Origin of the sequence: Nevskia soli DSM 19509, from assembly GCF_000711955.1 — a bacterium.
Lineage (GTDB): Bacteria > Pseudomonadota > Gammaproteobacteria > Nevskiales > Nevskiaceae > Nevskia > Nevskia soli.
Map to the genome: position 1 here is coordinate 114,389 of NZ_JONR01000008.1, position 26,100 is coordinate 140,488.

The 26,100-nt window shown below is 65.5% G+C and carries 29 protein-coding genes; 20 read left to right on the plus strand and 9 right to left on the minus strand.

Annotation, left to right across the window (positions count from 1 at the left end; all coding sequences use genetic code 11):
* Nucleotides 1-146: 146 nt before the first annotated feature.
* Nucleotides 147-365 carry a hypothetical protein gene (locus BP26_RS0104930; RefSeq protein ID WP_029919467.1) on the plus strand — a complete coding sequence of 73 codons (219 nt, stop codon included), beginning with the start codon at nt 147-149 and terminating at the stop codon, nt 363-365.
* 182 nt (nt 366-547) lie between these two features.
* Here BP26_RS0104930 and BP26_RS26415 read toward each other — a convergent pair whose 3' ends face one another.
* Nucleotides 548-703: a TOBE domain-containing protein gene (locus tag BP26_RS26415; protein WP_051748334.1), complete on the minus strand. Its 156-nt coding sequence runs from the start codon at nt 701-703 to the stop codon at nt 548-550.
* Between the two features lie 275 nt (nt 704-978).
* Here BP26_RS26415 and BP26_RS0104940 point away from each other — a divergent pair, with 275 nt between their 5' ends.
* The gene (locus BP26_RS0104940) at nt 979-2,544 is read left to right on the plus strand and encodes a S53 family peptidase (protein ID WP_029919468.1); all 1,566 of its coding nucleotides are present in this window, start codon (nt 979-981) and stop codon (nt 2,542-2,544) included.
* Between the two features lie 22 nt (nt 2,545-2,566).
* On the opposite strand, the gene BP26_RS0104945 is transcribed toward BP26_RS0104940, so the two are convergent.
* A complete protein-coding gene (locus BP26_RS0104945; protein ID WP_029919469.1) occupies nt 2,567-3,517 on the minus strand; it encodes an NAD-dependent epimerase/dehydratase family protein in 951 nt (316 codons plus the stop codon).
* A gap of 98 nt (nt 3,518-3,615) precedes the next feature.
* Here BP26_RS0104945 and BP26_RS0104950 point away from each other — a divergent pair, with 98 nt between their 5' ends.
* Nucleotides 3,616-4,545, plus strand: a complete 930-nt coding sequence (locus BP26_RS0104950) for a LysR family transcriptional regulator (protein ID WP_051748336.1) — start codon at nt 3,616-3,618, stop codon at nt 4,543-4,545.
* Between the two features lie 89 nt (nt 4,546-4,634).
* Here BP26_RS0104950 and BP26_RS0104955 read toward each other — a convergent pair whose 3' ends face one another.
* On the minus strand, nt 4,635-6,128 hold the full coding sequence (locus BP26_RS0104955; protein WP_029919471.1) for a flavin-containing monooxygenase: 1,494 nt from the start codon (nt 6,126-6,128) through the stop codon (nt 4,635-4,637).
* Nucleotides 6,129-6,247: 119 nt separating this feature from the next.
* Between BP26_RS0104955 and BP26_RS0104960 the strand changes: the two genes are divergently transcribed.
* From BP26_RS0104960 to BP26_RS0105030, 15 genes are all read left to right on the plus strand, one after another.
* Nucleotides 6,248-7,288 carry an AraC family transcriptional regulator gene (locus BP26_RS0104960; protein WP_036516152.1) on the plus strand — a complete coding sequence of 347 codons (1,041 nt, stop codon included), beginning with the start codon at nt 6,248-6,250 and terminating at the stop codon, nt 7,286-7,288.
* Between the two features lie 209 nt (nt 7,289-7,497).
* Entirely contained in the window at nt 7,498-7,722 is a 225-nt protein-coding gene (locus BP26_RS29195) for a PExPT-CTERM protein (protein WP_029919473.1), read from the plus strand.
* Nucleotides 7,719-10,199, plus strand: coding sequence for an FG-GAP repeat domain-containing protein (locus tag BP26_RS27330; RefSeq protein ID WP_051748338.1), 2,481 nt, complete (start codon nt 7,719-7,721; stop codon nt 10,197-10,199). The genes BP26_RS29195 and BP26_RS27330 overlap by 4 nt, the downstream gene beginning before the upstream one ends.
* On the plus strand, nt 10,199-12,616 hold the full coding sequence (locus BP26_RS27335) for an FG-GAP repeat domain-containing protein (RefSeq protein ID WP_084182810.1): 2,418 nt from the start codon (nt 10,199-10,201) through the stop codon (nt 12,614-12,616). Before BP26_RS27330 ends, BP26_RS27335 begins: the two co-directional genes overlap by 1 nt.
* A 40-nt stretch (nt 12,617-12,656) precedes the next feature.
* Entirely contained in the window at nt 12,657-15,110 is a 2,454-nt protein-coding gene (locus tag BP26_RS27340; protein ID WP_051748340.1) for an FG-GAP repeat domain-containing protein, read from the plus strand.
* A gap of 7 nt (nt 15,111-15,117) precedes the next feature.
* Nucleotides 15,118-15,363: a hypothetical protein gene (locus tag BP26_RS0104985; protein WP_157572367.1), complete on the plus strand. Its 246-nt coding sequence runs from the start codon at nt 15,118-15,120 to the stop codon at nt 15,361-15,363.
* 346 nt (nt 15,364-15,709) lie between these two features.
* The gene (locus tag BP26_RS0104990; RefSeq protein ID WP_211254832.1) at nt 15,710-16,990 is read left to right on the plus strand and encodes a hypothetical protein; all 1,281 of its coding nucleotides are present in this window, start codon (nt 15,710-15,712) and stop codon (nt 16,988-16,990) included.
* A gap of 328 nt (nt 16,991-17,318) precedes the next feature.
* The gene (locus BP26_RS0105000) at nt 17,319-17,672 is read left to right on the plus strand and encodes an ArsR/SmtB family transcription factor (protein ID WP_029919479.1); all 354 of its coding nucleotides are present in this window, start codon (nt 17,319-17,321) and stop codon (nt 17,670-17,672) included.
* A complete protein-coding gene (locus tag BP26_RS0105005; RefSeq protein WP_051748341.1) occupies nt 17,653-18,120 on the plus strand; it encodes an SRPBCC family protein in 468 nt (155 codons plus the stop codon). Before BP26_RS0105000 ends, BP26_RS0105005 begins: the two co-directional genes overlap by 20 nt.
* A gap of 41 nt (nt 18,121-18,161) precedes the next feature.
* Nucleotides 18,162-18,581 carry a GFA family protein gene (locus BP26_RS0105010; protein ID WP_029919481.1) on the plus strand — a complete coding sequence of 140 codons (420 nt, stop codon included), beginning with the start codon at nt 18,162-18,164 and terminating at the stop codon, nt 18,579-18,581.
* Between the two features lie 117 nt (nt 18,582-18,698).
* Nucleotides 18,699-19,127 carry a hypothetical protein gene (locus BP26_RS0105015; RefSeq protein WP_029919482.1) on the plus strand — a complete coding sequence of 143 codons (429 nt, stop codon included), beginning with the start codon at nt 18,699-18,701 and terminating at the stop codon, nt 19,125-19,127.
* 142 nt (nt 19,128-19,269) lie between these two features.
* Complete coding sequence (locus BP26_RS28310) at nt 19,270-19,668, plus strand: DUF1801 domain-containing protein (RefSeq protein ID WP_084182811.1); 399 nt, start codon at nt 19,270-19,272, stop codon at nt 19,666-19,668.
* A gap of 98 nt (nt 19,669-19,766) precedes the next feature.
* Nucleotides 19,767-20,180 carry a GFA family protein gene (locus BP26_RS0105025; protein ID WP_029919484.1) on the plus strand — a complete coding sequence of 138 codons (414 nt, stop codon included), beginning with the start codon at nt 19,767-19,769 and terminating at the stop codon, nt 20,178-20,180.
* Between the two features lie 6 nt (nt 20,181-20,186).
* On the plus strand, nt 20,187-20,486 hold the full coding sequence (locus BP26_RS29200; RefSeq protein WP_157572368.1) for a hypothetical protein: 300 nt from the start codon (nt 20,187-20,189) through the stop codon (nt 20,484-20,486).
* Nucleotides 20,487-20,555: 69 nt separating this feature from the next.
* Nucleotides 20,556-20,816: a hypothetical protein gene (locus BP26_RS0105030; protein ID WP_029919485.1), complete on the plus strand. Its 261-nt coding sequence runs from the start codon at nt 20,556-20,558 to the stop codon at nt 20,814-20,816.
* Nucleotides 20,817-21,010: 194 nt separating this feature from the next.
* Here the strand turns inward: BP26_RS0105030 and BP26_RS0105035 are convergent, their stop codons facing one another.
* The 4 genes from BP26_RS0105035 to BP26_RS0105050 all read right to left on the minus strand — a co-directional run bounded on the left by BP26_RS0105035 (nt 21,011) and on the right by BP26_RS0105050 (nt 23,883).
* Entirely contained in the window at nt 21,011-21,523 is a 513-nt protein-coding gene (locus BP26_RS0105035; protein WP_029919486.1) for a Spy/CpxP family protein refolding chaperone, read from the minus strand.
* Nucleotides 21,524-21,747: 224 nt separating this feature from the next.
* Nucleotides 21,748-22,482: an SDR family oxidoreductase gene (locus tag BP26_RS0105040; protein WP_029919487.1), complete on the minus strand. Its 735-nt coding sequence runs from the start codon at nt 22,480-22,482 to the stop codon at nt 21,748-21,750.
* 31 nt (nt 22,483-22,513) lie between these two features.
* Nucleotides 22,514-22,936, minus strand: coding sequence for an MAPEG family protein (locus BP26_RS30075; RefSeq protein WP_051748342.1), 423 nt, complete (start codon nt 22,934-22,936; stop codon nt 22,514-22,516).
* Nucleotides 22,933-23,883, minus strand: a complete 951-nt coding sequence (locus BP26_RS0105050; protein ID WP_051748343.1) for an alpha/beta hydrolase — start codon at nt 23,881-23,883, stop codon at nt 22,933-22,935. Before BP26_RS0105050 ends, BP26_RS30075 begins: the two co-directional genes overlap by 4 nt.
* 84 nt (nt 23,884-23,967) lie before the next feature.
* Here BP26_RS0105050 and BP26_RS0105055 point away from each other — a divergent pair, with 84 nt between their 5' ends.
* Together BP26_RS0105055 and BP26_RS0105060 are read left to right on the plus strand one after the other, a co-directional pair.
* Nucleotides 23,968-24,606 (plus strand): TetR/AcrR family transcriptional regulator, encoded by a 639-nt coding sequence (locus tag BP26_RS0105055; RefSeq protein WP_029919490.1) that lies wholly within the window; start codon nt 23,968-23,970, stop codon nt 24,604-24,606.
* A gap of 184 nt (nt 24,607-24,790) precedes the next feature.
* A complete protein-coding gene (locus tag BP26_RS0105060; protein ID WP_029919491.1) occupies nt 24,791-25,198 on the plus strand; it encodes a SirB2 family protein in 408 nt (135 codons plus the stop codon).
* Here the strand turns inward: BP26_RS0105060 and BP26_RS0105065 are convergent.
* Nucleotides 25,195-25,518 (minus strand): high-potential iron-sulfur protein, encoded by a 324-nt coding sequence (locus BP26_RS0105065; protein WP_029919492.1) that lies wholly within the window; start codon nt 25,516-25,518, stop codon nt 25,195-25,197. The genes BP26_RS0105060 and BP26_RS0105065 overlap by 4 nt on opposite strands.
* 33 nt (nt 25,519-25,551) lie before the next feature.
* Nucleotides 25,552-26,100: an SCO family protein gene (locus BP26_RS0105070; RefSeq protein ID WP_169740646.1), complete on the minus strand. Its 549-nt coding sequence runs from the start codon at nt 26,098-26,100 to the stop codon at nt 25,552-25,554.

Here is a 26,100-nt window from a genome sequence, read left to right on the forward strand (position 1 = left end):
CCCATGCAGAGCAGCAAGCGTAGGTTGCGCACTGCGCACGCGGGTGTGCCGACGTTTCAAGACGTGACGCGTGCGCAGTGCGCAACCTACGCTTGCTGCTCCGCCACCGGGCTCTGTTCCGATGCCATAGATTAGGAATGCATTCAATGAAATACGCGAACGGAAACCTTGCCAAGACGGGTGACAGAGTCCGACTCTGGAAAGATTACTTTGGAACAATTGTCTGCTCCATTGATGATGACGAGTATACGAGCGAGTTTCCGAAGGACGAATGGAGCTATCTAAAGGTTGGGATTTTGATCAGGGCTGATAACGGCGCTCTAATTCATTATGTCGAGGCTGACGAGGATTTTCAGTCCGTGTAGCAAGCAAGGGTGCACAACACGCACGCGGGTGTGCCGACGTTTCGAGGCGTGGCGCGTGCGCGTTGCGCATCCTACGTCTGCTGAGCAGTTCCGTTTCAGCTGCGCCGCGCTGAGACCATGCGGCGGGCGGCGACGGCACGCTAGCGGTATAAGGCGTGAGCGTACAGCCTATTTGGCCACCATCAGGTGTAGGCCTTGATCACTGCAATGGCGGCATCACCCACCTTCAGGCCGAGGTCATCGACGGCTTCATTGGTGATGGAAGCCGCCACGCGCACCCCATTGCCGATGTCGATGCCGACTTGGGCCGTGGTCTGGCCCTTGGTGACTTCCACCATGGTGCCTTTGATTCAGGGGTCTGCCGACAATCATTTGATCGCGACCAAATGATTGTCAGCAGACCCTGGTTGCGGGCGCTGATTTTCATGGCAATACTCCGGATTGTCGGAATTCGAGCATAACGCCCTGTCGCCAGATTCTGTAATAAGGTGAGAGCGGCCACCCGCGGGGAATGGAATGCCGCCGCGGGCTGTCCAAGGATTTGCGGGATGCTGAACCGACGCGCGGTATCGACCTGACGCTGTGCCACTCAACGGAATGAATGGAGCGGATCATGAACAAGAAACATCGCGGCACTCCCCTGGCCGGCAGCGAGCGCGCTTTTCCGGCGGATGCCGCCGGCGCGGTCGCGGCGCATCCCGACGAGCGTCTCGAGGTGAGCGTGCTGCTGCGCCGCCGCGATGCGCAGGGCTTCGCGGCGCGGATGGAGCAGGTGCGGGCGGGCCAGGTGCCGGAACATCTGGAGCGTGAGCAGTTCGAGTCGCTGTACGGCGCCGCGCCGGAGGATATCGCGGCGGTGACCGCATTCGCCCAGGAGCACGGGCTGATCGTGATGAGCGCCGACGCGGCGCGGCGCACGGTGCGCCTGTCCGGCACTGTGAGCCAGTTCAACCAGGCTTTCGGCGTCGAGCTGCATCACCTCCAGCATGCCGGCGGCACCTACCGCTGCCGCAGCGGCGCCATCTACCTGCCGCCTGAACTGTCCGGCATCGTCGAGTCGGTGCTCGGTCTCGACAACCGGCCGCAGGCCCGCGCGCATTTCCGTGTGGCGCAGCAGGTGGCGGCCGTGGCGGAAACGCCCGGCAGCTTCACCCCGACGCAGCTCGCCACCCTGTACCAGTTTCCGCAGGGTGGCGGGCAGGGGCAGTGCATCGCCCTGATCGAACTTGACGGCGGCTACGAGACGGCCGACCTGTCTTCCTATTTCGCCGAACTGAATGTGACGGCGCCGCAGGTGCTGTCGGTCGGCGTGGACAGCGCCGCCAACCAGCCGGGCGGCGATCCCAGCGGCGCCGACGGCGAGGTGATGCTGGATATCGAGGTGGCCGGGGCCATCGCGCCGGAAGCGCGTATCGCCGTCTATTTCGCGCCGAACACCGATGCCGGCTTCCTCGACGCCATCACCACCGCCATCCATGACAGCACCAACCAGCCCACGGTGATCTCGATCAGCTGGGGCGGCCCGGAATCGAGCTGGACGCAGCAGGCCATGAACAGCTTCGACCAGGCGTTCCAGTCGGCGGCGGCGCTGGGCATCACCATCTGCGTCGCCTCCGGCGACAACGGCTCCGCCGATGGCGTCGGCGACGGCGTCAACCACGTCGACTTCCCGGCGTCGAGCCCGCACGTGCTGGCCTGCGGCGGCACCTCGCTGAAGGCGCAGGGCGCCGGCATCGCCAGCGAGGTGGTGTGGAACGACGGCGCCGAGGGCGGCGCCAGCGGCGGCGGCATCAGCGGCACCTTCGCGTTGCCGACATGGCAAAAAGGCCTGAAGGCGATCGACAGCCGCGGCGCCACGGTTGCGCTGAACATGCGCGGCGTGCCGGACGTCAGCGGCGACGCCGATCCGCAGACCGGCTACGCCGTGCGCGTCGACGGCAGCGACACCGTGATCGGCGGCACCAGCGCGGTGGCGCCGCTGTGGGCCGGACTGATCGCGCGCATCAACGCCATCAAGGGCAAACCGGTAGGCTTCATCAACGCTACCCTCTACCAGAATCCCGCCGCGCTGAGCGACATCAAGCAGGGCAATAACGGCGCGTACTCCGCCGTCGCCGGCTGGGACGCCTGCACCGGCCTGGGCAGCCCGAACGGGACGGCGCTGGAGGGCATACTCTGAAGCAACCGCAGTGGTGCGGGCTTCAGCGCATCAGCCCATCCAGCGTCCGCCGCACCGCCAGATCCAGCGGCGTATGCGGCTCGGCGCCGAGATGGGCCAGCAGGCGCGTGTTGTCGAGCCGCAGCGGCTGCTGCCACAGGTAGCGCATCTCGCGCATCTCGCGGAACAGGGTCTTGAACGGCGACAGCAGCACCAGCACCGCCCAGGGAAAGCCGCGCACCGGCAGCTTCGGCTGGTTCACGGCCTTGCGGATGGCGCCGATCATGGCGGTGCCGTCCGCATCCCAATGGCCGCCGAAGTGGAAGGTCTCGAATGCGGCGAGGTGCTCCTCGTGCGCCACCAGCTGTGCCACGGTCTCCGCCAGGTCAGGCAGGTAGGCCCAGGCGTGGCCGGTGCCGGGCTTGCCCGGATAGGTGATGGAACGGATGGCGGCGCCCGGCTTGACCAGGCCCATCGAGAACCAGTTGTTGCCGGGGCGCGGGCCGAAGAAGTCGCCCGCACGCACCACCAGGCTGCGCACACCGTCTTTGGCCGCGTCGCGCAGGGCCTGCTCCATCCGCACGCGGATCGCGCCCTTGCGCGTCAGCGGATGCTGCGGCGCCGCCTCGTCGATCACCGGGAAGGCGTCGGGGCCGTAGTTGTAGACCGTGCCGGGCAGCACGATGCGGGCGCCGCTGACGCGGGCCGCGGCGATGGTGTTGTGCAGCATCGGCAGCACCAGCCGGTCCCAGTCGCGGTAGCCGGGCGGGTTGACGGCGTGGACGATGAGCGAGACGCCCTGCGCGGCGCGCAGCACATCCTCGGCGCGCATGGCATCGCCGGTGGCGTATTCGATCGACGCCGTGCCGCCGCCTGCGGGCGCGCTGCGTACCAGGGCGCGCACCTTCCAGCCGTGGCGTTGCAGGGCGCCGGCCAGCTCGCTGCCGATGCCGCCGTTGGCGCCGATGACCAGGGCGATGCCGTGCTGTTCCATGTCCGTGACTCCTGTGAGATTGCCAAGTACGGTCATTCTCGGCCCGGACCCATCAAAACGGAATTGCCTAAAGTCGTGGACTAACTATACATTTATGTATGGACAGGATTGAACCCAGCAACACACCCGCCAACGAACCGGCCAGAGAACCCGATTGGGACTTGTACCGCACCTTTCTCGCGGTATTGCGCGAAGGCTCGCTGTCCGGCGCGGCACGGGCGCTGGGCCTGACCCAGCCCACCGTGGGCAGGCAGGTGGAGGCGTTGGAGCAGGCGCTGGGCCTGGCCCTGTTCACGCGCTCGCTGCACGGCCTCGCCGCCACCGAGGCGGCGACGGAATTGCGGCCGCATGCGGAGGCGCTCGAATCCGTCAGCGCCGCGCTGCTGCGCGCGGCTTCCGGGCGCGGCGAGGACTTGCGCGGCACGGTGCGCGTCACCGCCAGCGAGGTCATCGGCGGCGAGGTGCTGCCATCGATCATCGCGGCCTTGCAGGAAGCGCATCCCGGCCTGGTGATCGAACTGGTGCTGTCGAACCGCGTCGAGGACCTGCTGCGGCGCGAGTCGGATATCGCCGTGCGCATGGTGGCGCCGACGCAGGGGCCATTGGTGGCGCGCCGCATCGGCAAGGTGCCGCTGGGCCTGCATGCCCACCGCGATTACCTGAAAAGGCGCGGCACTCCGAAGACCATGGACGAGCTGTCGCAGCACCTGCTGATCGGCTACGACCGCGAGACCGCCTTCACCCGCGAGGTGCGGGCGCGCGGCGTGCCGTTCAACCGCGGCATGTTTTCACTGCGCACCGACAGCGACCTGGCCTGCCTCGCCGCCATCCGCAACGCCTGCGGCATCGGCGTCTGCCAGGTGCCGCTGGCGGCGCGCGCGCCGGCGCTGACGCGGGTGCTGCCGTCGGCATTCAAGTGGTCGCTGGAGATCTGGATCGCCATGCACGGCGACCTGCGCGGCAGCCGGCGTTGCCGGGTGGTGTTCGACGCGCTGGCCGAAGGGCTGGCGCGGTATATCGAAAAGTAAGTTGCCGTCATCCCCGGATCGAGCCCGGGGCAGGCTCTGGGCGCAGCGAAGGATCCGGCCTGGTCCTTCGCTGCGCGGCCGAATGAAAATTATGCAGCCAGTGCCACAGCATCCTTCGGCGACACGGTGCGCGCCGGCGTGAACTCCAGCACGCCGTCGTCGATCGGCTGGTTCATCAGCATCTCCGTGTCCCGCTCGTAGTGATGCAGCACGCGCCAGGGCAGGTCGCGGCCCTGCCGCGGCAGCAGGTGGCTGGCGCGGCGCACGTAGCCCGAGCCCAGCGAGCCGAAGATGGTTTCGTTTTCCAGGCTGCGCTCGCTGGTATGCGGGGTGGCCACGGCCAGGCCCTTGGCATCCATGTGATTGAGCAGGCGGCAGATGTAGTGCGAAGCGATGTCGGCCTTCAGCGTCCACGGCGCATTGGTATAGCCGACGATCCAGGCCATGTTGGGAATGTCCTGCATCAGCACGCCCTTGTACGTCATGGCGGCGCTGACCGGGCGCGGCTGCTGGTCGACGCGCAGCTCGGTGCCGCCCAGCACCTGGATCTGCAGGCCGGTGGCGGTGATGATGATGTCCGCCTCCAGGGTCTGGCCGGACTTGAGCTGGATGCCGGTCTCGGTGAAGGACTCGATGTGGTCGGTGACCACCGAGGCCTTGCCGCTGTTGATCGCCTTGAACAGGTCGGCGTCCGGCACCGCGCAGAGGCGCTCGTCCCAGGGCATGTAGCTCGGCGTGAAGTGGCGCATATTGCTCTTGTCGTCGAGCTGCTTGCGCACGCCGGCGAGCAGGATTTTGCGGACCCGCTCCGGCCAGCGCCGCGCGGCGAGGTAGAGCCAGCGCTGGATCACGATGTTGCGCTTGCGCGCCATGCCGTAAACCCACTTCTCCGGCAGCACGTGGCGCAGTACGGCGGAAATCTTGTCGAAGCCCGGCACCGAGAAGATGTAACTGGGCGAGCGCTGCAGCATGGTGACGTGGGCGGCTGCATCGGCCATCGCCGGCACCAGGGTCACGGCGGTGGCGCCGCTGCCGATCACCACCACGCGCTTGCCGCGGTAGTCGAGGTTTTCCGGCCAGTGCTGCGGATGGATGCGCAGGCCCTTGAAGCGCTCCTCGCCGGGGAAATGCGGCAGGAAGCCCTGGTCGTAGTTGTAATAGCCGGTGGCGCCGATGAGGAAGTTCGCGCGGTAGGTGCGCGTCTCGCCGCTGGCCTCGTGCAGGGCGGTGACCGTCCAGCATTGCTGCTCGCTGGACCAGTCGGCGGCGATGGTCTTCAGGCCGAACTGGATCTGCTTGTCGATGCCGTACTGGCGCGCGGTGTCGCTCACGTACTGGCGGATGGAGGGGCCGTCGGCCAGCACCTTCAGCTCGTTCCAGGGGCGGAACTTGAAACCGAAGCTGAACATGTCCGAATCGGAGCGGATGCCGGGATAGCGGAACAGGTCCCAGGTGCCGCCGATGGCGTTGCGCCGCTCCAGGATGGCCACGCGCTTGCCGGGGCACTCCATCGCCAGGTGGCAGGCCGCACCGATGCCGGACAGGCCGGCGCCGATGATCAGGACATCGAAATTCTGGTTCATGCCGCTCTCCTCGTTATGTGCCCGCGTGCCGGGCATATGTCTCACAGGACAGGTCTAGTTTGCGTTGGCCGCAACGCCATGACTTGACATTTCGAGACAAAAATTTGATGTTTCGAGACATGACAGCCATGGTGCGGGCCAGCGGACTGCGCGGTTACGGGGTGCTGATGCGCCGGCTCGGCGCCGACCCCGAGGCCATGCTGCGCCGCTATCGCATCGCCCCGGAAGCGCTGGACGACGACGACGCCCTGCTGCCGCTGCGCTCGGTGGTGCACCTGCTGGAGGCCAGCGCCAGCGCCACGCAATGCGCCGACTTCGGTTTGCGCCTCGCCGACAGCCAGGACATTTCGGTGCTCGGCCCCGTTGCCATCGCCATGCAGAACGCGCCGACCGTGGCGAGCGCGCTGGAGACGGCTTCGCGCTACCTGTTCGTGCACAGCCCGGGCATGTCGATCAGCATCCATCCGCGCAGCGCCCTGGTGCCCGGCGCGCTGGAGCTGCGCTTCGAACTGCATGTGCCGGGGCAGGCGGCCCTGCGCCAGACCATGGACGTGTGCCTGGGCGACGTGCACCGCATGGTCGAACTGCTGGCCGGCAAGGGCTACGCCCTGCGGGCGGTGGCGCTGCCGCACACGCCGCTGGCGCCGCTCAAGGCCTATGCCCGTTTCTTCGGCGCGCCGGTGCACGCGGCGCAGCCGCACGGCGGCCTGCACATCGCCCCGGCCACCTTCGAGCGGAACGTGCAGGCGGTCAATCACGAACTGCGGCGGCTGGCGGTGGAATACCTGGCCCTGCACTTCGGCAATCCCGGCCAGACCATGGCGGTGCGCGTACGCCACGCCCTGCAGCGCACGCTGGGCACGGCGCAAGGCGGCAAGACCGCGGTAGCCGCGCTGCTCGGCATGCACCCGCGCACGCTCCAGCGTCATCTCGCCGCCGAGCAGAGCAGCTTTGAGGAACTGCGCGAGGCGGTGCGCAGGGAGATGGCGCTGCGCTATCTCTGCGAGACGCACATCCCGCTGACCCAGCTCGCCGGACTGCTGGGCCATTCCGAGCAGTCCGTGTTCACCCGCGCCTGCCGCCGCTGGTTCGGCATGCCCCCCTCGGCGGTGCGGCGCCGTGCGCTGGAACAGGCGCCCGGGGAAGCGGACCTGGGCTGAAAGCAGGTGCGGCACCCGCGCAATGCGGGCGCCCGATGAACACACCCGATGACCCTACTCGTACTTTAGTACTAGTACGAAGCTCCAATTGAGCCACTTGCGCCGATCGGGCCAAATCGATCGCGGGGAAGACGACTGTCGGCAGGTGTTTTCTCCGATCAAAAACGGGATGCAACACCCGCATCGCAACAGGCCAGGGAAGCGAATACATGAACTATCGTCTTGGGGTCACCTTCATCACCGCATTGAGCGCCCTGTTGCTGGCGCCGGATGCTTTCGCCACGCAGGGGCTGTGTGTCAATTCGCCGGAGAATCCGACCGTGGTGCTGGGCCTGATCGGTGCGGCGGCGGCGGGCTACCCGGTGGTACGCGAGCGTGCGCGCGGGCTGTACAAGCGCATCCGCGGCACCGACAAGCAAGACGGACAGCCGTGAGTCACGCGGCGTTCGGCGCCGCGCGGCTCATCGCGGCGGCATGCGTCTGCGCCCTGCTGGCCGCCTGCGGCGGCAGCGGCGGAGGTGATGCTGCCCCGGCTTCGCCGCCGGCGGGAGCGCACAGCCTCGGCCTGATGCGGATCACCATCAGCGGCATCGGCGGCGCGCAGATGACGTCCCGTGCCGAACTGCTGTCCGGTACTGCCGGGCCGCAGGCGCACGTCGCCCTGCCGACCGCGATCCCCGCCGGCCTGGATGTGCGGCAGGCCTCGGCCAGCACGGTGGACATCGGCACTCGCGGCGCCGGCGGTGAGCGGTACTTCACCGTCGCCTACCAGGTGCGCAACGCGCAGTTCTGCGGCACCCCGGGTACCTGCACCGCCTACACCGCCGCCAGCCACAACCTCACCCTGGTCGCGGCCAACACCACCAGCAATATCGCCAACACCGCCATCAGTGCCATCAGCCTGTACGACGGCAGCAGCGACGCCGCCACCCAGGCCCTGGCCACCAGCCTGCTGCCCACGCACGGCATGGAGTTCGATACCGGCAGGGGCGCGGGCGTGATGGTGCAGCCCGGGCTGGAATCGCTGCAGGTCTTCACCGAGGAAGAGGTCGGCGCCATCCCGCGCGATCCGGGCGCCACCGACCTGTTCCCCTACGGCTACGTCGTCAGCAATGTCCACACACCGGGCAGCCGCGCGTTGCCGGCGAATCCCGCCGCCAACCAGTGGGACGGCGAGGTCAGCTTCTCCTTCAAGCTGCCGCTGCAGAGCGATCCGAAGCAGGACCCCTACAGCATCACCATGATGTTCGACGTCATCGACGACGCCAACACCCGCGTCACCCAGAGCGCCGAAGAGCAGAGCTTTGCCGGTGACATCGCCGCGAACCTGCGCGCCGCCACCCTGGGCAGCGTGGATCTCGCCGTGCTCGGCGGCCGCGTGGCACAGACCAATGTCGGCGACCCGATCTGCGCCGTGCGCACCGCCGGCACCGCGGGCGCGCCGACGGCCACCCTGGTGAACAATGCCGGCGTCACCGCCGCCAGCGCGCCCTACAACGTGCAGGGTGTGTCCAGCACCATGCCCATCAACGCCGGCTTCTGCGTGCCGATGAGCACGCCGAGCGCGGCCACCTTCGCCGTCAGCGGCAGCCAGTCCGGCCTGCGCACGGCGGCGGGTCCGTACAGCGGCAGCTACGGCGCCAATGCCCTCGGCAATATGCTCAGCTTCACGCCGACGCAGCCGTTCTTTCCGGGCGAGATGGTGAGCTATACGCTCGGCGGTGGTCTCACCGGCAGCGACGGCGCGCCGCTGTTGCAGCCTTTCACCGGCAGCTACACCGTGGCTACCGGCGCCGCGGCGGCCGCCGGCCTGCCGTCCGCGACGGGCGCATTCGCGCCCCTGGCCTCTCCGGCGGTTGCCAGCGCCAGCTTCAACCTGGCGACGGGCGATTTCGACGGCGACGGCAGGTTGGATATCGCCGTTGCCAGCGCGAGTGCGGGGACCGTCTCGATCCTGCTCAACAATGGCAGCGGCGGTTTCGCCCTGGCCGGCACGCCGGTGGCGGGCGCCAATGCTTGGAATCTGGCGGTGGGCGATTTCAACGGAGACGGTCATCCCGACATCGCGGTGGTGAACCAGATCCAGGACGACGAAGGCAACCGCCTCGACACGATCTCGATCCTGCTCAACAACGGCAGCGGCGGCTTCAGCCTGCGCCAGACCGTGAACCTGGGCGCCGGTACCAGCGCCAGCGGCATTGCGGTGGGTGACTTCAATGGCGATGGCCACCCCGACCTGGCGTTGGGGGACTTCATTCCCGGTGCGACGCAGTTCGATGGCGTTTCGGCCGTCGAGATCTTGCTCAACGACGGCAACGGCAGCTTTGCCGTCCATGGCTACGGCGTGGCGGCTGAGCCCGGCGACAGCCTGGCAGTGGGCGACTTCAACGGCGACGGCACACTCGACGTCGCGGAAGTGGGGCAGGGCTCCGGTGTCACCGTGCTGTTCAACGACGGCAAGGGCAATCTCGGAGGAGCCGCCAGCTTCGCCACCGGCGAGTCGCCGCGCGGCGTGGTCGCTGCGGATTTCAACGGTGACGGCAAGCTCGACCTGGCCGCCGCCAACTTGTCGGACGGCACGGTTTCAATCCTGCTGGGCGACGGCAAGGGCGGTTTTGCGCCGCAGGTTTCCATATCGGAGGGTCTTTCGGGCTCTCCGTGGCCCCGCGCCATCACCACCGGCGATTTCAACAACGACGGCTATCCGGACCTGGCGGTGGCCAATCTCATGAACAGCAGCGCCTCGATCTTTCTCAATAACGGCCACGGAGGTTTCACCGTTTCCAGCAACCCCACGGTGGGTTCCAACGCCGAAGGCGTCGTGACCGGCGACTTCGATGGCGACGGACGACTGGACCTCGCATTCCAGCTTTTTGGCGGCACTGTGAAAGTCCTCGGGGGACAGCACTGATGTACACGATTCCTGGGGTGGGAAAGGGGGCGGCGCGGGCGTTGTTCGCGGCAGCATCGGCGGCCTGCCTGCTGCTGATGGCGTGCGGCGGCGGTGGAAGCGGTGGCGGCGATGCCGCATCGCCGCCGCCAGCCACCCCGGCAAGCCTGGGCCTGATGCGCATCACCATCAACGGCATCGGCGGCGCGCAAATGACCTCCCATGCCGATATGTTGTCTGGCACTTCCGGTCCGCAGGCGCACGTCGCCTTGCCAACCGCGGTGCCCGCTGGCCTGGATGTGCAGCAGGTCTCGGCCAGCACGGTGGATGTCGGCACTCGCGGCGCCGGCGGTGAGCGTTACTTCACCGTGGTCTACCAGGTGCGCAACGCGCCGTTCTGCAACACGCCGGGGACTTGTACACCGTACACAACGATCAGCCACAACCTGACCCTGGTCGCCGCCAACGTCCCCGGCAACATCGCCGACACCGCGATCAGCAACATCAGCCTGTACGACGGCAGCAGCATCGCCGATACCCAGGCCCTGGCGCCCGGCCTGCTGCCCACCCACGGCATGCAGTTCAACACCGGCACCGGCGCGGGCGTGCTGGTGCAGCCCGGACTGGAATCCCTCCAGGTCTTCACGGAGGACGAAGTCGGTGCCATCCCCCGCGATCCGGGCGCGACCGACCTGTTCCCCTACGGCTACGTAGTCAGCAACATCCATACGCCGGGCAGCCGCGCCTTGCCGGCCAGCCCGGCCAACAACCAGTGGGATGGCGAAGTCAGCTTCTCCTTCAAGCTGCCCTTGCAGAGCAGTGCCAAGCAGGACCCCTACAGCATCACCATGATCTTCCAGGTGATCGACGACGCCAACACCCGCGTCACCGAGAGCGTCGAAGAGCAGAATCCCGCCGGCGATATCGCCGCCGACCTGCGCGCCGCCACGCTGAGCAGCGTGGACCTCGCCGTCCTCGGCGGCCGCGTGGCGCAGACCAATATCGGTGACCCCATCTGCACCGTCCGCACCGCCGGCGCCGCGGCAGCGCCCACGGCTTACCTCGCGAACAACGCGGGTATCAGCGTGGGCAGCGCGCCGTTCGCTTTCACCGGCGTCAATCCCAGCGCGCCGATCAACGTCGGCTTCTGTGCGCCGATGAACGCCGCGGGCTTCAGCAACTTCATCGTGTCCGGCAACCAATCCGGGCTGCGCCTCAGCGGCGGGCCTTACGGCGGCAGCTACGGCGCCAATGCGCTGAACAACGTCCTCAGTTTCACCCCGGACCAGCCCTTCCTGCCGGGCGAGACGGTGAGCTACACCCTGACCACCGGATTGAGCGGCAGCGGCGGCGGCGCCGTGCCGCGGAACTTCACCGGCAACTACGTGGTGGGTGGCGTGGTACCGTCCTCGGCCAGCTACGTCCAGTCGACGCCCACCGGCGGCGGCACCGGGCCCGTCGCCGTGGCCGTGGGCGACTTCAACGGCGACGGCAAGCCGGACTACGCCATCGTCTGGCATCAATCCAACGCCGTCCAGGTGCGGCTCAACAACGGCGACGGCACTTTCACCGCGGGTCCCTTGATCACCGTGGCCACCGCCCCCGTGGCGATCGCCACCGGCGATTTCAACGGCGATGGGCACCTCGACCTGATGGTGGCGAGCGCGGGCTCTCCCCTCATAGGCCAGCCATCGAAGCTGAGCCTGCTCGTCAACAATGGCGCGGGTGCTTTCTCGGTCGCTGGCACGACGACGCTGCCCTCCAGCGCGGATGAACTCGTGGTCGGCGACTTCAACGGCGACGGCCACCCCGATGCGGCGGTGACCGAAGTCGGCGGTACCCTGTCGATCGTGCTCAACGACGGCAGCGGCCATTTCACCTTGATGGCGCCCGTGTCGGTCGGCTCCCTCCCCACCTATGTGCAGGCGGCGGATTTCAACGGCGACGGCAAGCTGGACCTGGCGGTGACCACCCTGGGTGACAGCGCGGTGCGGGCGCTGCTCAACGACGGCGGCGCCAATTTCACCGTCGGTCCCGCGCAAGCCATCGGCGACTCGCCCAGCGGCATGGCGGCGGGAGACCTGAACGGCGACGGCATCCCGGACCTGGCCATCTCCACCGGTGCCACAGGCTTCATCAGGCTGCTGTTCGGCGACGGCAAGGGTGGTTTCACCGCCGGCGGCAGCCTGGCCAGCGGCATCGGTTCGGGGACGGTCGTCATCGCAGACCTCAACGGCGACGGGCATCCCGATCTGGCGGCGGCCACTTCCACCCTGCTCGGCGACGGCCAGGGCGGCTTCGGCGCAGCCCGCGCCATTCCCACCGCCGTCAACACCAGCATCGCGGGTGCCGGCGACTTCAACGGCGACGGCCGCATCGACCTGGTGGAGTTCAACAACGGCGCCAACAACGTCGGCATCTTTACTTCGCAGCCTTGAGCCGCGGATGAACCGAAGACCAGTGATCAGGGAAAGAACCATGAACAACCATTTCGACGTGACCCGTTTGACCGCTCTGCCCGCGCTGGCGGCCTGCATCATGCTCAGCGCCTGCGGCGGCGGAGGTGGTGGCGGTGGCGGTGGCGGTGGCGGCGATGTCACCACGCCGCCGCCCGCCACCTCGGCAAGCCTGGGCCTGATGCGCATCACCATCAACGGCATCGGCGACGGGCAGATGACCTCCCATGCCGAAATGCTGTCCGGCACCTCCGGCCCGCAGGCGCACGCCGCCCTGCCAACCGCAGTGCCGGCTGGTCTGGACGTGCAGCAGGTTTCCGCCAGCACCATCGACGTCGGCAGCCGCGGTGCCGGCGGACAACGCTACTTCACCGTGGTCTACCAGGTGCGCAACGCGCAGTTCTGCAACACGCCGGGCACTTGTGCGCCCTATACGACGGCCGCTCATAACCTGAGCCTGGTCGCAGCCAATATTCCCGGCAACATCAACAGCACCGCCATCAGCAATCTCACTCTCTACGACGGCACCAGCAACGGCGATACGCAGGCCCTGGCCTCCAGCCTGCTGCCCACCCACGGCATGCAGTTCAACAGCGGCGCCGGCACTGGCGTGCTGGTGCGGCCGGGCTTGGAGTCCCTGCAAGTCTTCACCGAAGACGAAGTCGCCGCCATTCCCCGCGACCCGGGCGCCACCGATCTGTTCCCCTATGGTTACGTCGTACGCAACGTCAACACCGCCGCCAGCCGCGCCCTGCCGGCCAGCCCCGCCAATAACCAGTGGGACGGTGAAGTCAGCTTCTCCTTCAAGCTGCCCTTGCAGGCCACCGCGAAGCAGGACCCCTACAGCATCACCATGATCTTCCAGGTGGTGGACGATGCCAATACCCGCGTCACCGAGAGCGTTGAAGAGCAGAACCCCGCCGGCGATATCGCCGCCGATCTGCGCGCCGCCACCCTGGGCAGCGTCGACCTCGCCGTCCTCGGCGGCCGCGTGGCGCAGACCAGCGTCGGCGATCCCATCTGCACCGTGCGCACCGCCGGCCCTGCGGCCACACCCGCCGCCTACCTGGTCAACAACGCCGGCCTTACCCTGGCCGCCGCTCCTTATGGCATAAGCGGCGTCAGCCCCACTGCGCCGGTCAACGTCGGCTTCTGCGCGCCGATGAACGCGGCGGGCTTCGGCAACTTCATCGTGTCCGGCGACCAATCCGGGCTGCGCGTCAGCGGCGGGCCTTACGGCGGCGGCTACGCCGCCAATGCGCTGAACAACGTTCTCAGCTTCACGCCCGACCAGCCCTTCCTGCCGGGCGAGACGGTGAGCTACACCCTGACCACCGGCCTGAGCGGAATCGGCGGCGGCGCCTTGGCGCAGGCCTTCACCGGCAGCTACGTGGTGGGCGGCCTGGTGCCGTCCTCCGCGACCTACGTGCTGTCGGCCCCCATCAGCGGCGGCACCTTGGCGTATTGGGTGGCCGCGGGAGACTTCAACGGCGACGGCAAGCCGGACTTCGCCATCGCCTGGGTCGACAGCAACAGCGTCCAGGTAATGATCAACAACGGCGACGGCACCTTCACCGGTAAGCCGATGATCGGCGGCTTCGATCAGCCGTCCGCGCTCGCCACCGGCGATTTCAACGGCGACGGCCACCTCGACCTGGTGGTGACGAGCTACGGCTTCAATTCGTCGCCGATCGCGAGCGTCCTTCTCAATGACGGCGCGGGCAATCTTTCGGTGGCCAGCACCGCGCCGACGGGTGGTTTACCGCAGAGCCCCGTGGTCGCTGATTTCAACGGCGACGGACATCCCGATGCGGCGGTGGTGAACGGCTTCGACGACAGCGTGTCGATCCTGCTCAACGACGGCAGCGGCCACCTCACCACCCAGCCGGCGCTGGCGGTGGGTTCAAGCGCGGAGGTGCTGGCGGTGGCGGATTTCAACGGCGACGGCAAGCTGGATCTGGCGGTGTCCGTGGAGGGGGACCACGCGGTGCGGCTCCTGCTCAATGACGGCCACGCGAATTTCACCGTGGCCCCCGAGCTCCCGTTCGATCGTTTCCCCTACGGGCTGGCGGCAGGCGATCTGAACGGCGACGGCATTCCGGATCTGGCGGTCAGCATCCTGGGCGCGCGTCCGGACTCCGTCGTGCCGCTGCTCGGCGACGGCAAGGGCGGCTTCACCGCCGGCGCTGCCGTGGTGGTCGGGGAGGCTCCAACCAATATTCTCATCGGCGACTTCAACGGCGACGGCAAACCCGATCTGGCGGTCAGCAATCAGGGCGATCCCGGCAACGTGCCCGGCAGCCTCAGCATCCTGCTCGGCGATGGCAAGGGCGGACTCTCCGCTTCTCGCAACACCACGGCCGGTCAAGCCCTGAATTCCATCGCCGCCGCCGACTTCAACGGCGACGGCCGGCTCGACCTCGTAGGGGCGAATACCAATGACAGCAACGTCGTCATTTTCACTTCGCAGCCCTGAGCCGCGGATGAACTCAAGTCCCATGAACCGGGATACCTCCGATGCGGGCGTTCAGAGGCTTGAAGTGCAGGAAAAGCTGCGCCTGCTGGAATTGCAGATCCAGACTGCGCGCAGCCCGGCGGATCTGCAAAGGGCGCTCGACCGCCTCACCGACCTGCAGGGCCGTTACACCTTGAACAAGCTCGAGCTCAACGCCTGCCTCAGCAGCCTGAACTCGAAGTTCAAGATCCTGCTGAGCGAAACGAAAAGCTGAGTCAGCCGCCGTAAACGAATGTGCCGGCCGGCGCGATCTGCCGGCGGCGAATACCAGCGACGACAGCGTCATCATCGTCACCGCGCAGCCCTGAGCGCAAGCGATAAAACCGGAAGCCCGGCACGGGATTCAAACCCGTGCCGAGTCAATCGGATGCCCTGGATCCCGTGAATGACGGCGGCCGGCGGCTGCATCCTTCTATCAGGTGACACCGGATTCACCCGGATATGCGGTCTAACCTGAAGCGTGCAGGCTGCATCCGATCTGGATGCGGCACGCGGCCTGCCCCGATGCCGGCCTTGAGCTCGAAAGGCCGAACGATTCCGCCAGATGATCGAGGTTCAGCATGAAAAAACGGCAAGGCGCCTTCCAGGGCGCGTCGACACGCAAGCGCGTGATCATTCCTTTGCTCGTCAGCGTGGCAATGGTATCGACTTTGAGTGCCTGTGGTGGCGGCTCTGGCGGCGGCGGCAGCGGCGGTAGCAGCAGTAGCGGTAGCGGCAGCAGCAGTAGTAGCAGTAGCAGTGGTGGAGGCGCGAGCAGCAGCAGTGGCAGCAGCAGTAGCGGCGGTGCCGGCGCATCGGCCGCCGCGGCGTTGGCGAAGAAACTTGGCCGGCCGGCCCGTTTGCTGACGGGCCTGGGCACGACGGAAGTCGCGGATGTCCAGGCGCAGGCACTGAAGCCGGATCTGTTCGATCGTTACCTGGTTGGTGTGGGCGCCTCGTCCTGGCCGAGCTGGAACAGTCCCAGCGGGGCTTACGTGAGTGTGGTCGCCGCCGAAGCGGACAGCATCGGCGCCGTGCCGATGTTCACGCTGTACCAGATGGCCAGCAACGGTGACGGCAACCTGTCTGGCCTGGCCGACAGCACCTTCATGACGCAGTACTGGGCCAATGTGCGGCTGATGTTCCAGAAGCTGGGAACCTACGGCAAGCCGGCCGTGGTGAATCTGGAGCCGGACTTCTGGGGGTATGTCGAGCAGCAGGCGACGCGCGGCGATCCCACCAGGCTCGTGGCGCAAGTGACGCTGGATGCCGACTGCGCCGACCTGCCCAATGACGTCACCGGCGTGGCGGCCTGTCTGGTGCGCAGCGCGCGCAAATATGCGCCGAAGGCCTACGTCGGATTCCCCATTTCCGAATGGGGCTCCACCTCGACCACGGCGGTCATCGCCTTCATGAACCAGATCGGCGCCGATACTGCGGATTTCATCGTGTTCCAGACGCTGGATCGCGATGCCGGCTGTTTCGAGGTGCTGCCGCAGCCGGCATCATGCCAGCGCGCGGGCAGCGGCTGGTACTGGGATGAAGCCAATATCACGCATCCGGATTTCGCCGATCACCTTGCGCTGGTGAAGCAGTACCACCTGGGCATCGGTGGGCTGCCGGTGCTGTGGTGGCAGACGCCGCTGGGCGTGCCTTCGACGACGCCGGGCGGCACCAATGGGCACTACCGCGACAACCGCGTCCATTATTTCCTCACCCATGCCGCGCAACTCGTTGCCGCCGGCGGCCTGGGCGTGGTGTTCAGTGCCGGAGCCACCGGGCAGACGGATATCACCACTGATGGCGGGCAGTTCCGCACGCTATCGGCCCAGTACCTGGCAACCCCTGCGCCCCTGCCCTGAATGGCAGTGGGTGCCGGCCTGGTGCGCAACGGCATTGAAGATGTGGGTGACATCGATCAGCAACGGCCGAGTGTGATGGTCCTGGCGCCAACCATACCCACTGCTGGCGTAGTGATTCAGCAGGTCGATTGATTCATCCGTACCCGGGGCCGATCTGTTCCGGGGCGATGCGCCGCTGCGCTGAAATCGCCGCAGATGAGCGGGCCGACTCCAGCCGATCCGCTCCTCGCCTGTCCTTGATCTGTGCGTTTGTCAGCCCGCTTGCAGGGGCCGGAAAGTCGGAGTAGTGTATTTAACATATTGGTTAAATATAGAGTCACACCCGCCGATGACGCCCGACCGCCTCAGCACCACCTTCGCCGCCCTGGCCGATCCCACGCGCCGCGCCATCCTGGCGCGGCTGGCTGACAGCGAGGTCTCGGTGCAGGAACTGGCCGAGCCTTTCGACATCAGCCTGCCGGCGGTGTCGCGCCACCTCAAAGTGCTCGAGCACGCCGGCCTCATCGTGCGCGGCCGCAAGGCGCAGTGGCGGCCGTGCCGCCTGCAGGCAGGCCCGTTGAAGGATATCGCCGCCTGGGTGGAGGAATACCGGCGCTACTGGGACGAGAGCTTCGACCGTCTCGACATCTACCTGAATGAACTGCAAGGCAAGGACAAGAAACATGAGCGCAAGAAAAAATGACTACGCCGCCGAGCCCTCGGCGGACCTGGAACTGGTGATGACGCGCGTGTTCGACGCGCCGCGCGCCCTGGTCTACAAGGCTTGGACCCATGACATGTCCCGCTGGTCGTGCCCGCGCGGCTTCGTCTTCACCCACAACGAAGGCGATGTGCGCCCTGGCGGCAAGTGGCGTTCCTGCATGCGCTCCCCCGAAGGCAGGGACCTCTGGCTGGGCGGCGTCTACCGCGAAGTGGTGGAGAACTCGCTGCTGGTCTTCACCCACAGCTGGGACCAGCCGGACGGCACACCCGGCCACGAAACGCTGGTGACCGTGAAGCTGGAAGACTACCAGGGCAAGACCCGCATGCTGTTCCACCAGAGCTTCTTCGACACCGTGGCGAATCGCGACGGCCACCGCGGCGGCTGGGGCGAATGCTTCGAGCTTCTGCAAGAGTACCTGGCGGCCTGAGCCCGAACATTTTCCAAGGATCCACCGGAAGGGGAACCGACATGCAGAAGACCTACAGCGGCAGCTGCCATTGCGGCGCGGTACGTTTCGAAGCGGACATCGACCTCGCCCAGGGCACCAACAAGTGCAACTGCTCCCTCTGCGCCAAATCGCGCGCCTGGTTCGCCTTCGTCCCAGGTGCCGCCTTCCGTATCCTGGCGGGCAAAGACGCGCTGGCCGAGTATCGCTGGACTCCACCCGCAAAGCCGGAGCCCTTCCTGCACTACCTCTTCTGCAAGACCTGCGGCGTGCGGGCCTATGCCTGGGGCGAGCACGCGTCCATGGGCGGAGTGTTCTGCGCCGTGCCCGTCACCAACCTCGACGGCGTGGATGCCGACGAACTGGCCGCGGCGCCGATCAAGTATGCCGACGGCCTGCACGACCGCTTCAACGAGGCGCCGGAGGATACGCGGCTGTTGTGAGCATCGCCGTCCACGCGGAATCTGCGAAGCCCGGCGATATTGGCAGGCAATATCGGCACAAGCACGAATCCCCCGCTCCATTTGTATGTCACACTGCCCAATTGGAGTAAATGATCGATGCTCAACATTGGCCTGGCGACTGCATTCAAAGCCTACGACGCAAAACAGAAGAACCACCGCTCCGTCTGCGCCATCGCACGGGATGGCTCCCTGGTGGTAAGCCTCTGGGAGCACCATATGGGGCCCGAGGCCGGCCATCTCGTAGCCAGGGGTTCATTTGACCGGTGGACCGGTCCGGGCAACGACGAATTCAGGGCCAACGTGAAGCAGGCTTTCGATACCAATCAGCGGATCCGCGTCATCATCACCTCGACCAAGCAGACCGAAGAGGTCGAGCGCGGTGCCGACGGCAGCACCTTGAAGAAGGAATGCAAGGTCCGCAAAGACCTCATCGGTGAAGTCTTCGAGGCCGACGAAGCGCGCTATGCCATCCGCTTCAAGAAGGCGGCCGATTCCACGGCGGTCGTTCCGGCCAACCGCGACTAGGGCCATCGGGCGTATCGTGAAGATTTGAGCTGCCTTAATATTACGGTGCCGGGCAATTCAAATGGGCTGTTGTGTCGGGCCGCAAGCGCGCCGCAGCCCCGTTCGGTCCGATCACCGCTATACGGCATGGGTGGGGGGCGACATGAGTCAGCTTTTTCTATTCCCCGGTGCGGTCAGGCGCGATCCAGCCGTCGAGTCATGGCTGCGCGAGCATCCTGGTGAATTAGGCGCTATCGCACAGCGCTGGCTTGAAGTCATGCGTGGCTGCGGAAGCGACGTCCGGGAGTTGCTGCATGACGGCCATCCAACCGCCTGCGTCGGCGAAGCGGCATTCGGCTATGTCAACGCCTTCAAGGCCCACGTCAATGTCGGCTTCTTTCGCGGCGCCGAGCTTTCCGATCCGGATGGGCTGCTGGAAGGCGCCGGCAAATTCATGCGCCACGTAAAGCTCATGCCCGGTCGTGAAGTAAATGCCCCAGCGCTCGTAAAACTGATCCAAACGGCATACGCAGACATGAAGAGACGCCTGGAGGCGGAGTAATTTGCAGGTGCCCTGTAGTCAGACGAACGACCACAAGCGGCCGCGATCAGCGACTTGGCTTGCCATCGGTTATCACAAGGGTTATCAACGAGGCCATCATGTCTTCCCGTACAGCCTCCTGCCTTTGCGGACAATTGCGCATCCAGGTCGAAGGCGAGCCGCGGGGCGTCGGCATTTGCCACTGCCTCGCCTGCCAGCAAAGAACCGGCAGCGTCTTCGCAACCCTGGCCAGCTTCTCCGAGCCGTTCAAGGTCTTCGGAACCGCCACCGAATACGTCCGTGCCGGCGACCAGGGCGCCCGGTTCAGATTCAGGTTCTGCCCGGTCTGCGGGACCACCGTCTTCCACACCGAAGAAGGCGAGAGCGGTCGCGTGAGCGTCGCCGTCGGGGCATTTGCCGATCCCGGCTTTCCCGCACCGCGGGTTTCCGTTTACGACTGCCGCAGGCACCCTTGGGTCCAGTTGCCGCCGGGCACGAAGGTATTCGTCAAGGATCCGACTCCGGAAGGCTGAACGGTCATGAACCCATCCGTGCTGTTTGGCTCAGGCGCAATGCTTGTAATCGTCGATCTTGCAGTGACGATTGCAATTTCGCGTAGTGCAATCTATGAGCCTTCCCAGAAGCGGATCCAGTATCTTTTGATCCGGCTTGTTCCGGTTGTCGGAGCGGTAGTCGCATGGTGTGTGCTGCGAACGCAATCGGAGCCGTTTGAGGCCGGGAAAGAAATATCTACTGGAAATCCTCACATCGCCGAGAACTACCCCGATCGGAATGAAGGAAATTCCAGTCACGATGCCGGAGATCACGGTGGGCCATGAATTTCCAGCTGGTCGCCTGTTCGCTGGCTGTACCAGCGGCTGGCCACTGAGTTTCGGCACCAAGAAGCCATGAAAGACGACGACACAGGCAAAAATTGGGCGTCGGCCATCAACGGCGCGTTTTGGCTTGGATTGGTGCTGGCCTTTACGAGTGCCTGCGCCTGCGAATTTCTGACCCCGGTAAACCTGTTTGTTTGCTTGGGGGTGGGTGCCGTCGTCGGATTTGGTAGTTCGGGGCTTATGCTTTGGTTGTTTCACCGGGATCAGGTGACGGTGAAAGACATCTGGCGCGGAATAGGCGATGTTTGGAACGCGTTTGGAAAATTCTAAACGGCATCAAGCCCGACAGGCAGGATGTCACAGCGGGAAAATGCTGCTGAGATGTTCAATCGCTATCGCGAAATAGCGTGATCGGGAGGGTATGGATCACGCTCTAGGCGTGCCTGATTCTCGATTGGACGGGCGGCACTACTGCAAATGCCGCAGCCCGGCCGGTTTAGCCGGCAGGGCTGGGCGCTACGTCTTTACTTCGCGGCGGGCGCGGCGGTGTCGGCAGCCGGGGCGGCACCTTTATGCATGTGGCCGTGGTGCTTCTTCTCGGCCTGGTTGCGGAACACCACGTCGGCGGTCTGCTTCTGCTCGTCGGAGAGCACGTTGTAGAGGCTGGTGAAGGCGGTGACCATCTTCTGCATGTTGTCGGCGTGCAGCTGAGCCAGCGCGGCGTAGGACTTCATCGCTTCGTCGGCGTTGAGCGTCGCGATCTTCTGCGAGCGGTCCTTCAGCGCTTCATCCGTCTTCTTGGCGTTGTCGCGCATGGTGTCGGCGAAGGCTTCCCATTGCATCGACTGCTGGTTGGTGATCTTCAGCTGGGCGTGCAGGTCGCTGATGCGCTTCTCGACGAAGTCCTCATGCTTCTGGGCGTGGCCACCCTTCTTGACGGGCGCGGCCGTGGTGGTGTCCTGGGCCCAGGTTGCGCTGGAGAGCAGGGCGAGCGCCAGCAGCGCGGGGGCTGCGGCTTTGCGGAAAGTGATGTTCATATGGGTAATCCCGGAATTGGTGATTGGATCGAAAGAGGTGTGTTCGGTTTCTTGTCGGCCGGCGGCAACAGTCTAAGCCCAATAACGGGGCTAAGCATTGTTACGTTGGACGATTGCGGCGGGCGAATGCTGTTCTTCGCCACCGCCTTCTGTAGGGGCCAATCATCCCAAAACGGACATCGACGTCAGAGGCCTTTTCGGTAACAGCGAGCCACAGGCCGTCACTAGATTTGAGCGGTACCTCCATCAACGAAGACCTCTGTTCCTGTCATAAAACTTGATTCGCTGGAAGCGAGGAACAGCGCCGCCGCGGCGATCTCCCCGGGTGCGCCCATGCGGCCCATGGGAACCGAGCCCACGAGCGCGCCCAGCAGCTCTTTCGGAAAGCTGGCCATCGGTGGCGTGTCCACGGGACCAGGAGTCAGCAGGTTTGCACGGATTCCGCGATCTTTCAGCTCGAAGCTCAGCGAGCGAGCCAGTGAGCGCAATGCGGCCTTGGCTGCTCCGTAGACGCTCAGATGCGGAACGACTTTTACCGCGGCGATCGATCCGGTCATGATGATAGAAGCATCATTGTTCAGCAAAGGGATCGCTTTCTGAATGGTGAAAAACGTCGCGCGGATGGTCAGGCCGAAGGTTGTGTCGAAGGATTCCGCGCTGACCGCGCTGAACGGTTCAAACGGTCCGCCGCCGGTGTTGGCGAAGACGACGTCCAGATGTCCCGCCTCCCGGGCAATCGTGGCATACAAGTGGTCCAGGTCCGACAGTATGGTCACGTCGCCCTGTACCGCGGTGACGCCCTTTCCGATCAGCGCCTGTGCTTTCTGCAGCTCTGCCGCGCGGCGCCCCGTTATGAACACCCGAGCCCCTTCCGCCACGAACCGCTGCGCCGTGGCCAGGCCGATGCCGCTGCTTCCGCCGGTGATCAGTGCGACCTTGCCTTCAAGCTTTCCGGACATCTTCATCTCCCTTGGTTTGCGGCGGCGTCGCTCACCCGAAGGCGATCACGCCGAGGCGTATCCACGTTCCCAGCAGGACAAACTGGCCCAACATGAAAATCGGCGTACGGATCCAGAGGCGGTTCAGACCAATGTGAACGACGGCGTGCGCCCAGCGCAGCGCCACGTAGCACCAACACAGTACGGGCAGCCAATCGTCCCGGAGTCCCAGCGCGATGGTCAGAACGACCGCGGTGTAGAACAGCACGGGAAACTCGAAAAGATTGGCGAGCTGCCGGGTCGGTCGCATCACGGCGACCGATGCCCCCGTACCGTCCCAATCCTCGTAATATGACGCCGGCCGTCGCCCCGCAATCAGATCGCCAAACCGGGTGACCAGGGTGCAGAGCGCAACCCCGAACGACAGGGCGACCATGGCAAACAGCTGCGGCAAATAAACGTGGGCGACGTTCATGCCGGCCGCTGCCCCTGCGCGCTTGCGCCGACAGACGATGGCGCACGACCCGTCGCTCGCGGCTCCACTGCCAAATGGTCGTCGAGGAACCGGATCATTTCCCCAGTCGCAGCCTCGAACGGTTCGCCGAAGTAGATTTCGAAGTGTGAAGCGTCGAAGGATGCCGCCCGCCCCTTCGGGGCCAGCGCCGATATCTTGCGTGCAAGGGCGGCGGGACAAATCTCGTCCCGCTCGCATACCAGCATCAGCAGCGGTGCCCGTACCCGCCTGGCATAGGTGATCGGCCGGTACAACGGCAGCGTGAGCATCAGCCGGGCGGCGACCAGGTTGCGCCAGGGGGACGGCCCGTCGAGCATCGCCTCGTAGGCCTGTTCCGCGCCCAGCCGGGTCATCAAGGCCGATTCCCCGGGCGCGCCAGCCAGCTTGATGTACTTCGGCGACATCCCGAACACGGCTCGAATCTGATCCACGAGCCCTGCCGACACCCACCGCAGAACCTGCTTCGGCTCCGCCCTCAACGCCACCGCCAGGCAATCCGAGACGGTGCACTGCGACATGACGGCGGCCAGGTCCGGGCGGCGGGCGCCGACGACTATGGCGTGGCCGCCACCGAAGGAGGTTCCGAACAATGCAATCCGCTTTGCGTCGACTTCCGGACGCGCGGCGACGCAGTCGATGGCCGCGCAGATGTCGTCGAGTTGCCGGCTCACCGAGCACAGGAAACGCGGCACGCCGCCGCTGGCGCCCCAATGGCGATAATCGAAGCTCAGCATGGCGTAGCCGGCCGCGGTGAACTTTTCCGCATAGGCGGACAGGCGCACCTGCCGGATCGCGCCGATGCCGTGCGCGACGACGACGCAGGGGTGGGGGCCAGCCCCGGACGGCAGGTACAGCCAGGCCTCGCAGCGGATTCCCCCGGAATTGAACGTCAGATCAAGCCGTTTCATTCACAGCGCCTTCGCTCACAATCGACCGCTGTATAATCCGAGGAATTCCTCGGTTTTTGCACTCGCATTCATCAGGGTGGCGTTATGTCGGCAGCCGATGCCCGTTTTTCCCAGAGAAAGGAGCCGGTACAGGCTCGTTCCAGGCTGACGGTGAGGGCCATCATCGAGGCCACGGCTCAGGTTCTGGTAGCCATCGGCTACGAGCGCGCGACCACCGACGCGATCGCCGCCCGGGCCGGCGTCAGCATCGGAACCCTGTATCAATACTTTCCCAACAAGGAATCGCTGGTTTCTGCGCTGATCAAGAACCACGTGGACGAGATCATGCGGACAGTGGAAGCGGCGTTGACGGAAGCCGCGGACGCGACGCTCGAATCGGCGCTGCAGCGAATGATTCACGCCGGCGTGGAGGCCCACCGCGCCGACCCTGCGCTGCACAAGGTTCTGTTCGAGCAAGTCCCGCGCAACAAGTTGCTTGGGAAACATCTGGACACGAGCGGCAAGCTACAGGCGATGATCCAGGAGTTTCTGCACGGGAAGATGCCCGGACTGCCGCGGGCCCGGATCCGCGTTGTAGCGCTGGTCCTCGAAACCACCATCGAAGCTCTGACGCATCGAGCGGTAGTCGATGCACCGGATTGGCTGCGCTCCGGGCAGATCGAGACTGAAGCCCTGATGCTGTTGCGCCCATACCTCTTGGAGGCATCGCCGCGCCAAAGGTGATGGACCACACGCAATTATGTAGGTCCGGGTCTGTGTGCGGCATTCATTGCGTCGTGGCCTATTGAGAGGGCTACAGTGGTGTGATTTTGGACTGCAACGCAGCGGTAAAATTAGCGTTAACAGGCCCTGGTTGAGCGACAGGGCTGTTGCCCGGCTGCCTGGAAACGCGATAATCATCGCGCCCATGCTGACCCAGCACTATTCCCTCATCCTGCACCTGCACGTCACTTGCGTGATCTTGTCGGGTGCGCTGTTCTCTGCGAGGGGGATCATGCGCATGTGGGCCGTGCCACTGGCCAATCACCGAATGCTACGCGTGTCGTCGTACCTCATCGATACGACATTGCTCACGGCCGCCATCCTGCTGACGTCGATCATCCGGCAATACCCGTTGACCAGCGGCTGGCTGACCGTCAAGGTAGCGCTGCTGCTGGTTTACATTGCGCTGGGGTCGCTCGCCCTCAAGCGGGCGCAAACACCCCGCGCCCGCCTGCTCGCCTTTCTCGGTGCCCTCGCAATCTATGCCTACATCATCAGCGTCGCATTGGCCCACGATCCTTTGGGCGTGTTTCGCCGGTTTGTCAGCGCCTAGGACTTCGCCGTCCAGGACGTGCACCAGCCTGTCGCCTTGACCGACTTGCCGGGAAACAGCGCGCAGCCGCCTTGGCTGGAACCCGCGGCGCCCTGGTAGAGCGTGCACGTAGCGCACTTGCTACCCGGTTTGGCGTCCGTTGCCTTGCTGGCATCGCCGACGTACTTCACCGCCTTGGCGGTCGGATCGTCCGGAGTGACGAGCGGGGCATCGGCGGCAAACGCCGATCCAAGCTGCGCTCCCGCGACCGGGATCAGGGCAAAGCCGACTGCGATGTTCTTGAGCAGTCGGCGGCGCGATTCGTTTGTGGTCTGTTTCATACGGAACTCCTGGGTGAGTAAAAGGTGGCGTCGCTACTGCGATTCGCCGGCTGTCGCCAACTGCAGACTGGCCTGGAATGCATCGTCGCCGACGATCTTCGAGGTTTTTGCCAATACCCTACCCCTGCCATCGAGCAGGGTAATGAGCAGGGAATGGTCGAATTCACCGCCCGCCTGGCGGCGGTAGCTGATACCGAGCAAGGCGGCGATCCTGCGGGCGTCGGATTCGCCGGCACTCGCAAACATCCATCGGGCTGGATCGGCCCGGTGCAGGCGGGCAAGGCCGGCAAGTTGTTGCGCCGTATCGCGCGCCTGGTCGAAACTGACCATCAGCACGCGTAGCCGGCCGCGCGCAGCCGGGTCAAGGTGCGATTCGTAGGCCTGTATTCCGGTGATGAGCATTGGACAGGCAGCCGGGCAGCTGCCGTAAAACATGCTGATCATGACCGGGTATCCTCGATATTGGTCAAGGCCCGCGGTACCCCCTGCCTGAGTAGTCAGTGCCGCGTTCAACTGGTAGACGGAATCCGGCGGCAGCGCCACTTCACCGGCATCGGCGCTCAGCGCCACGATCCACAACAT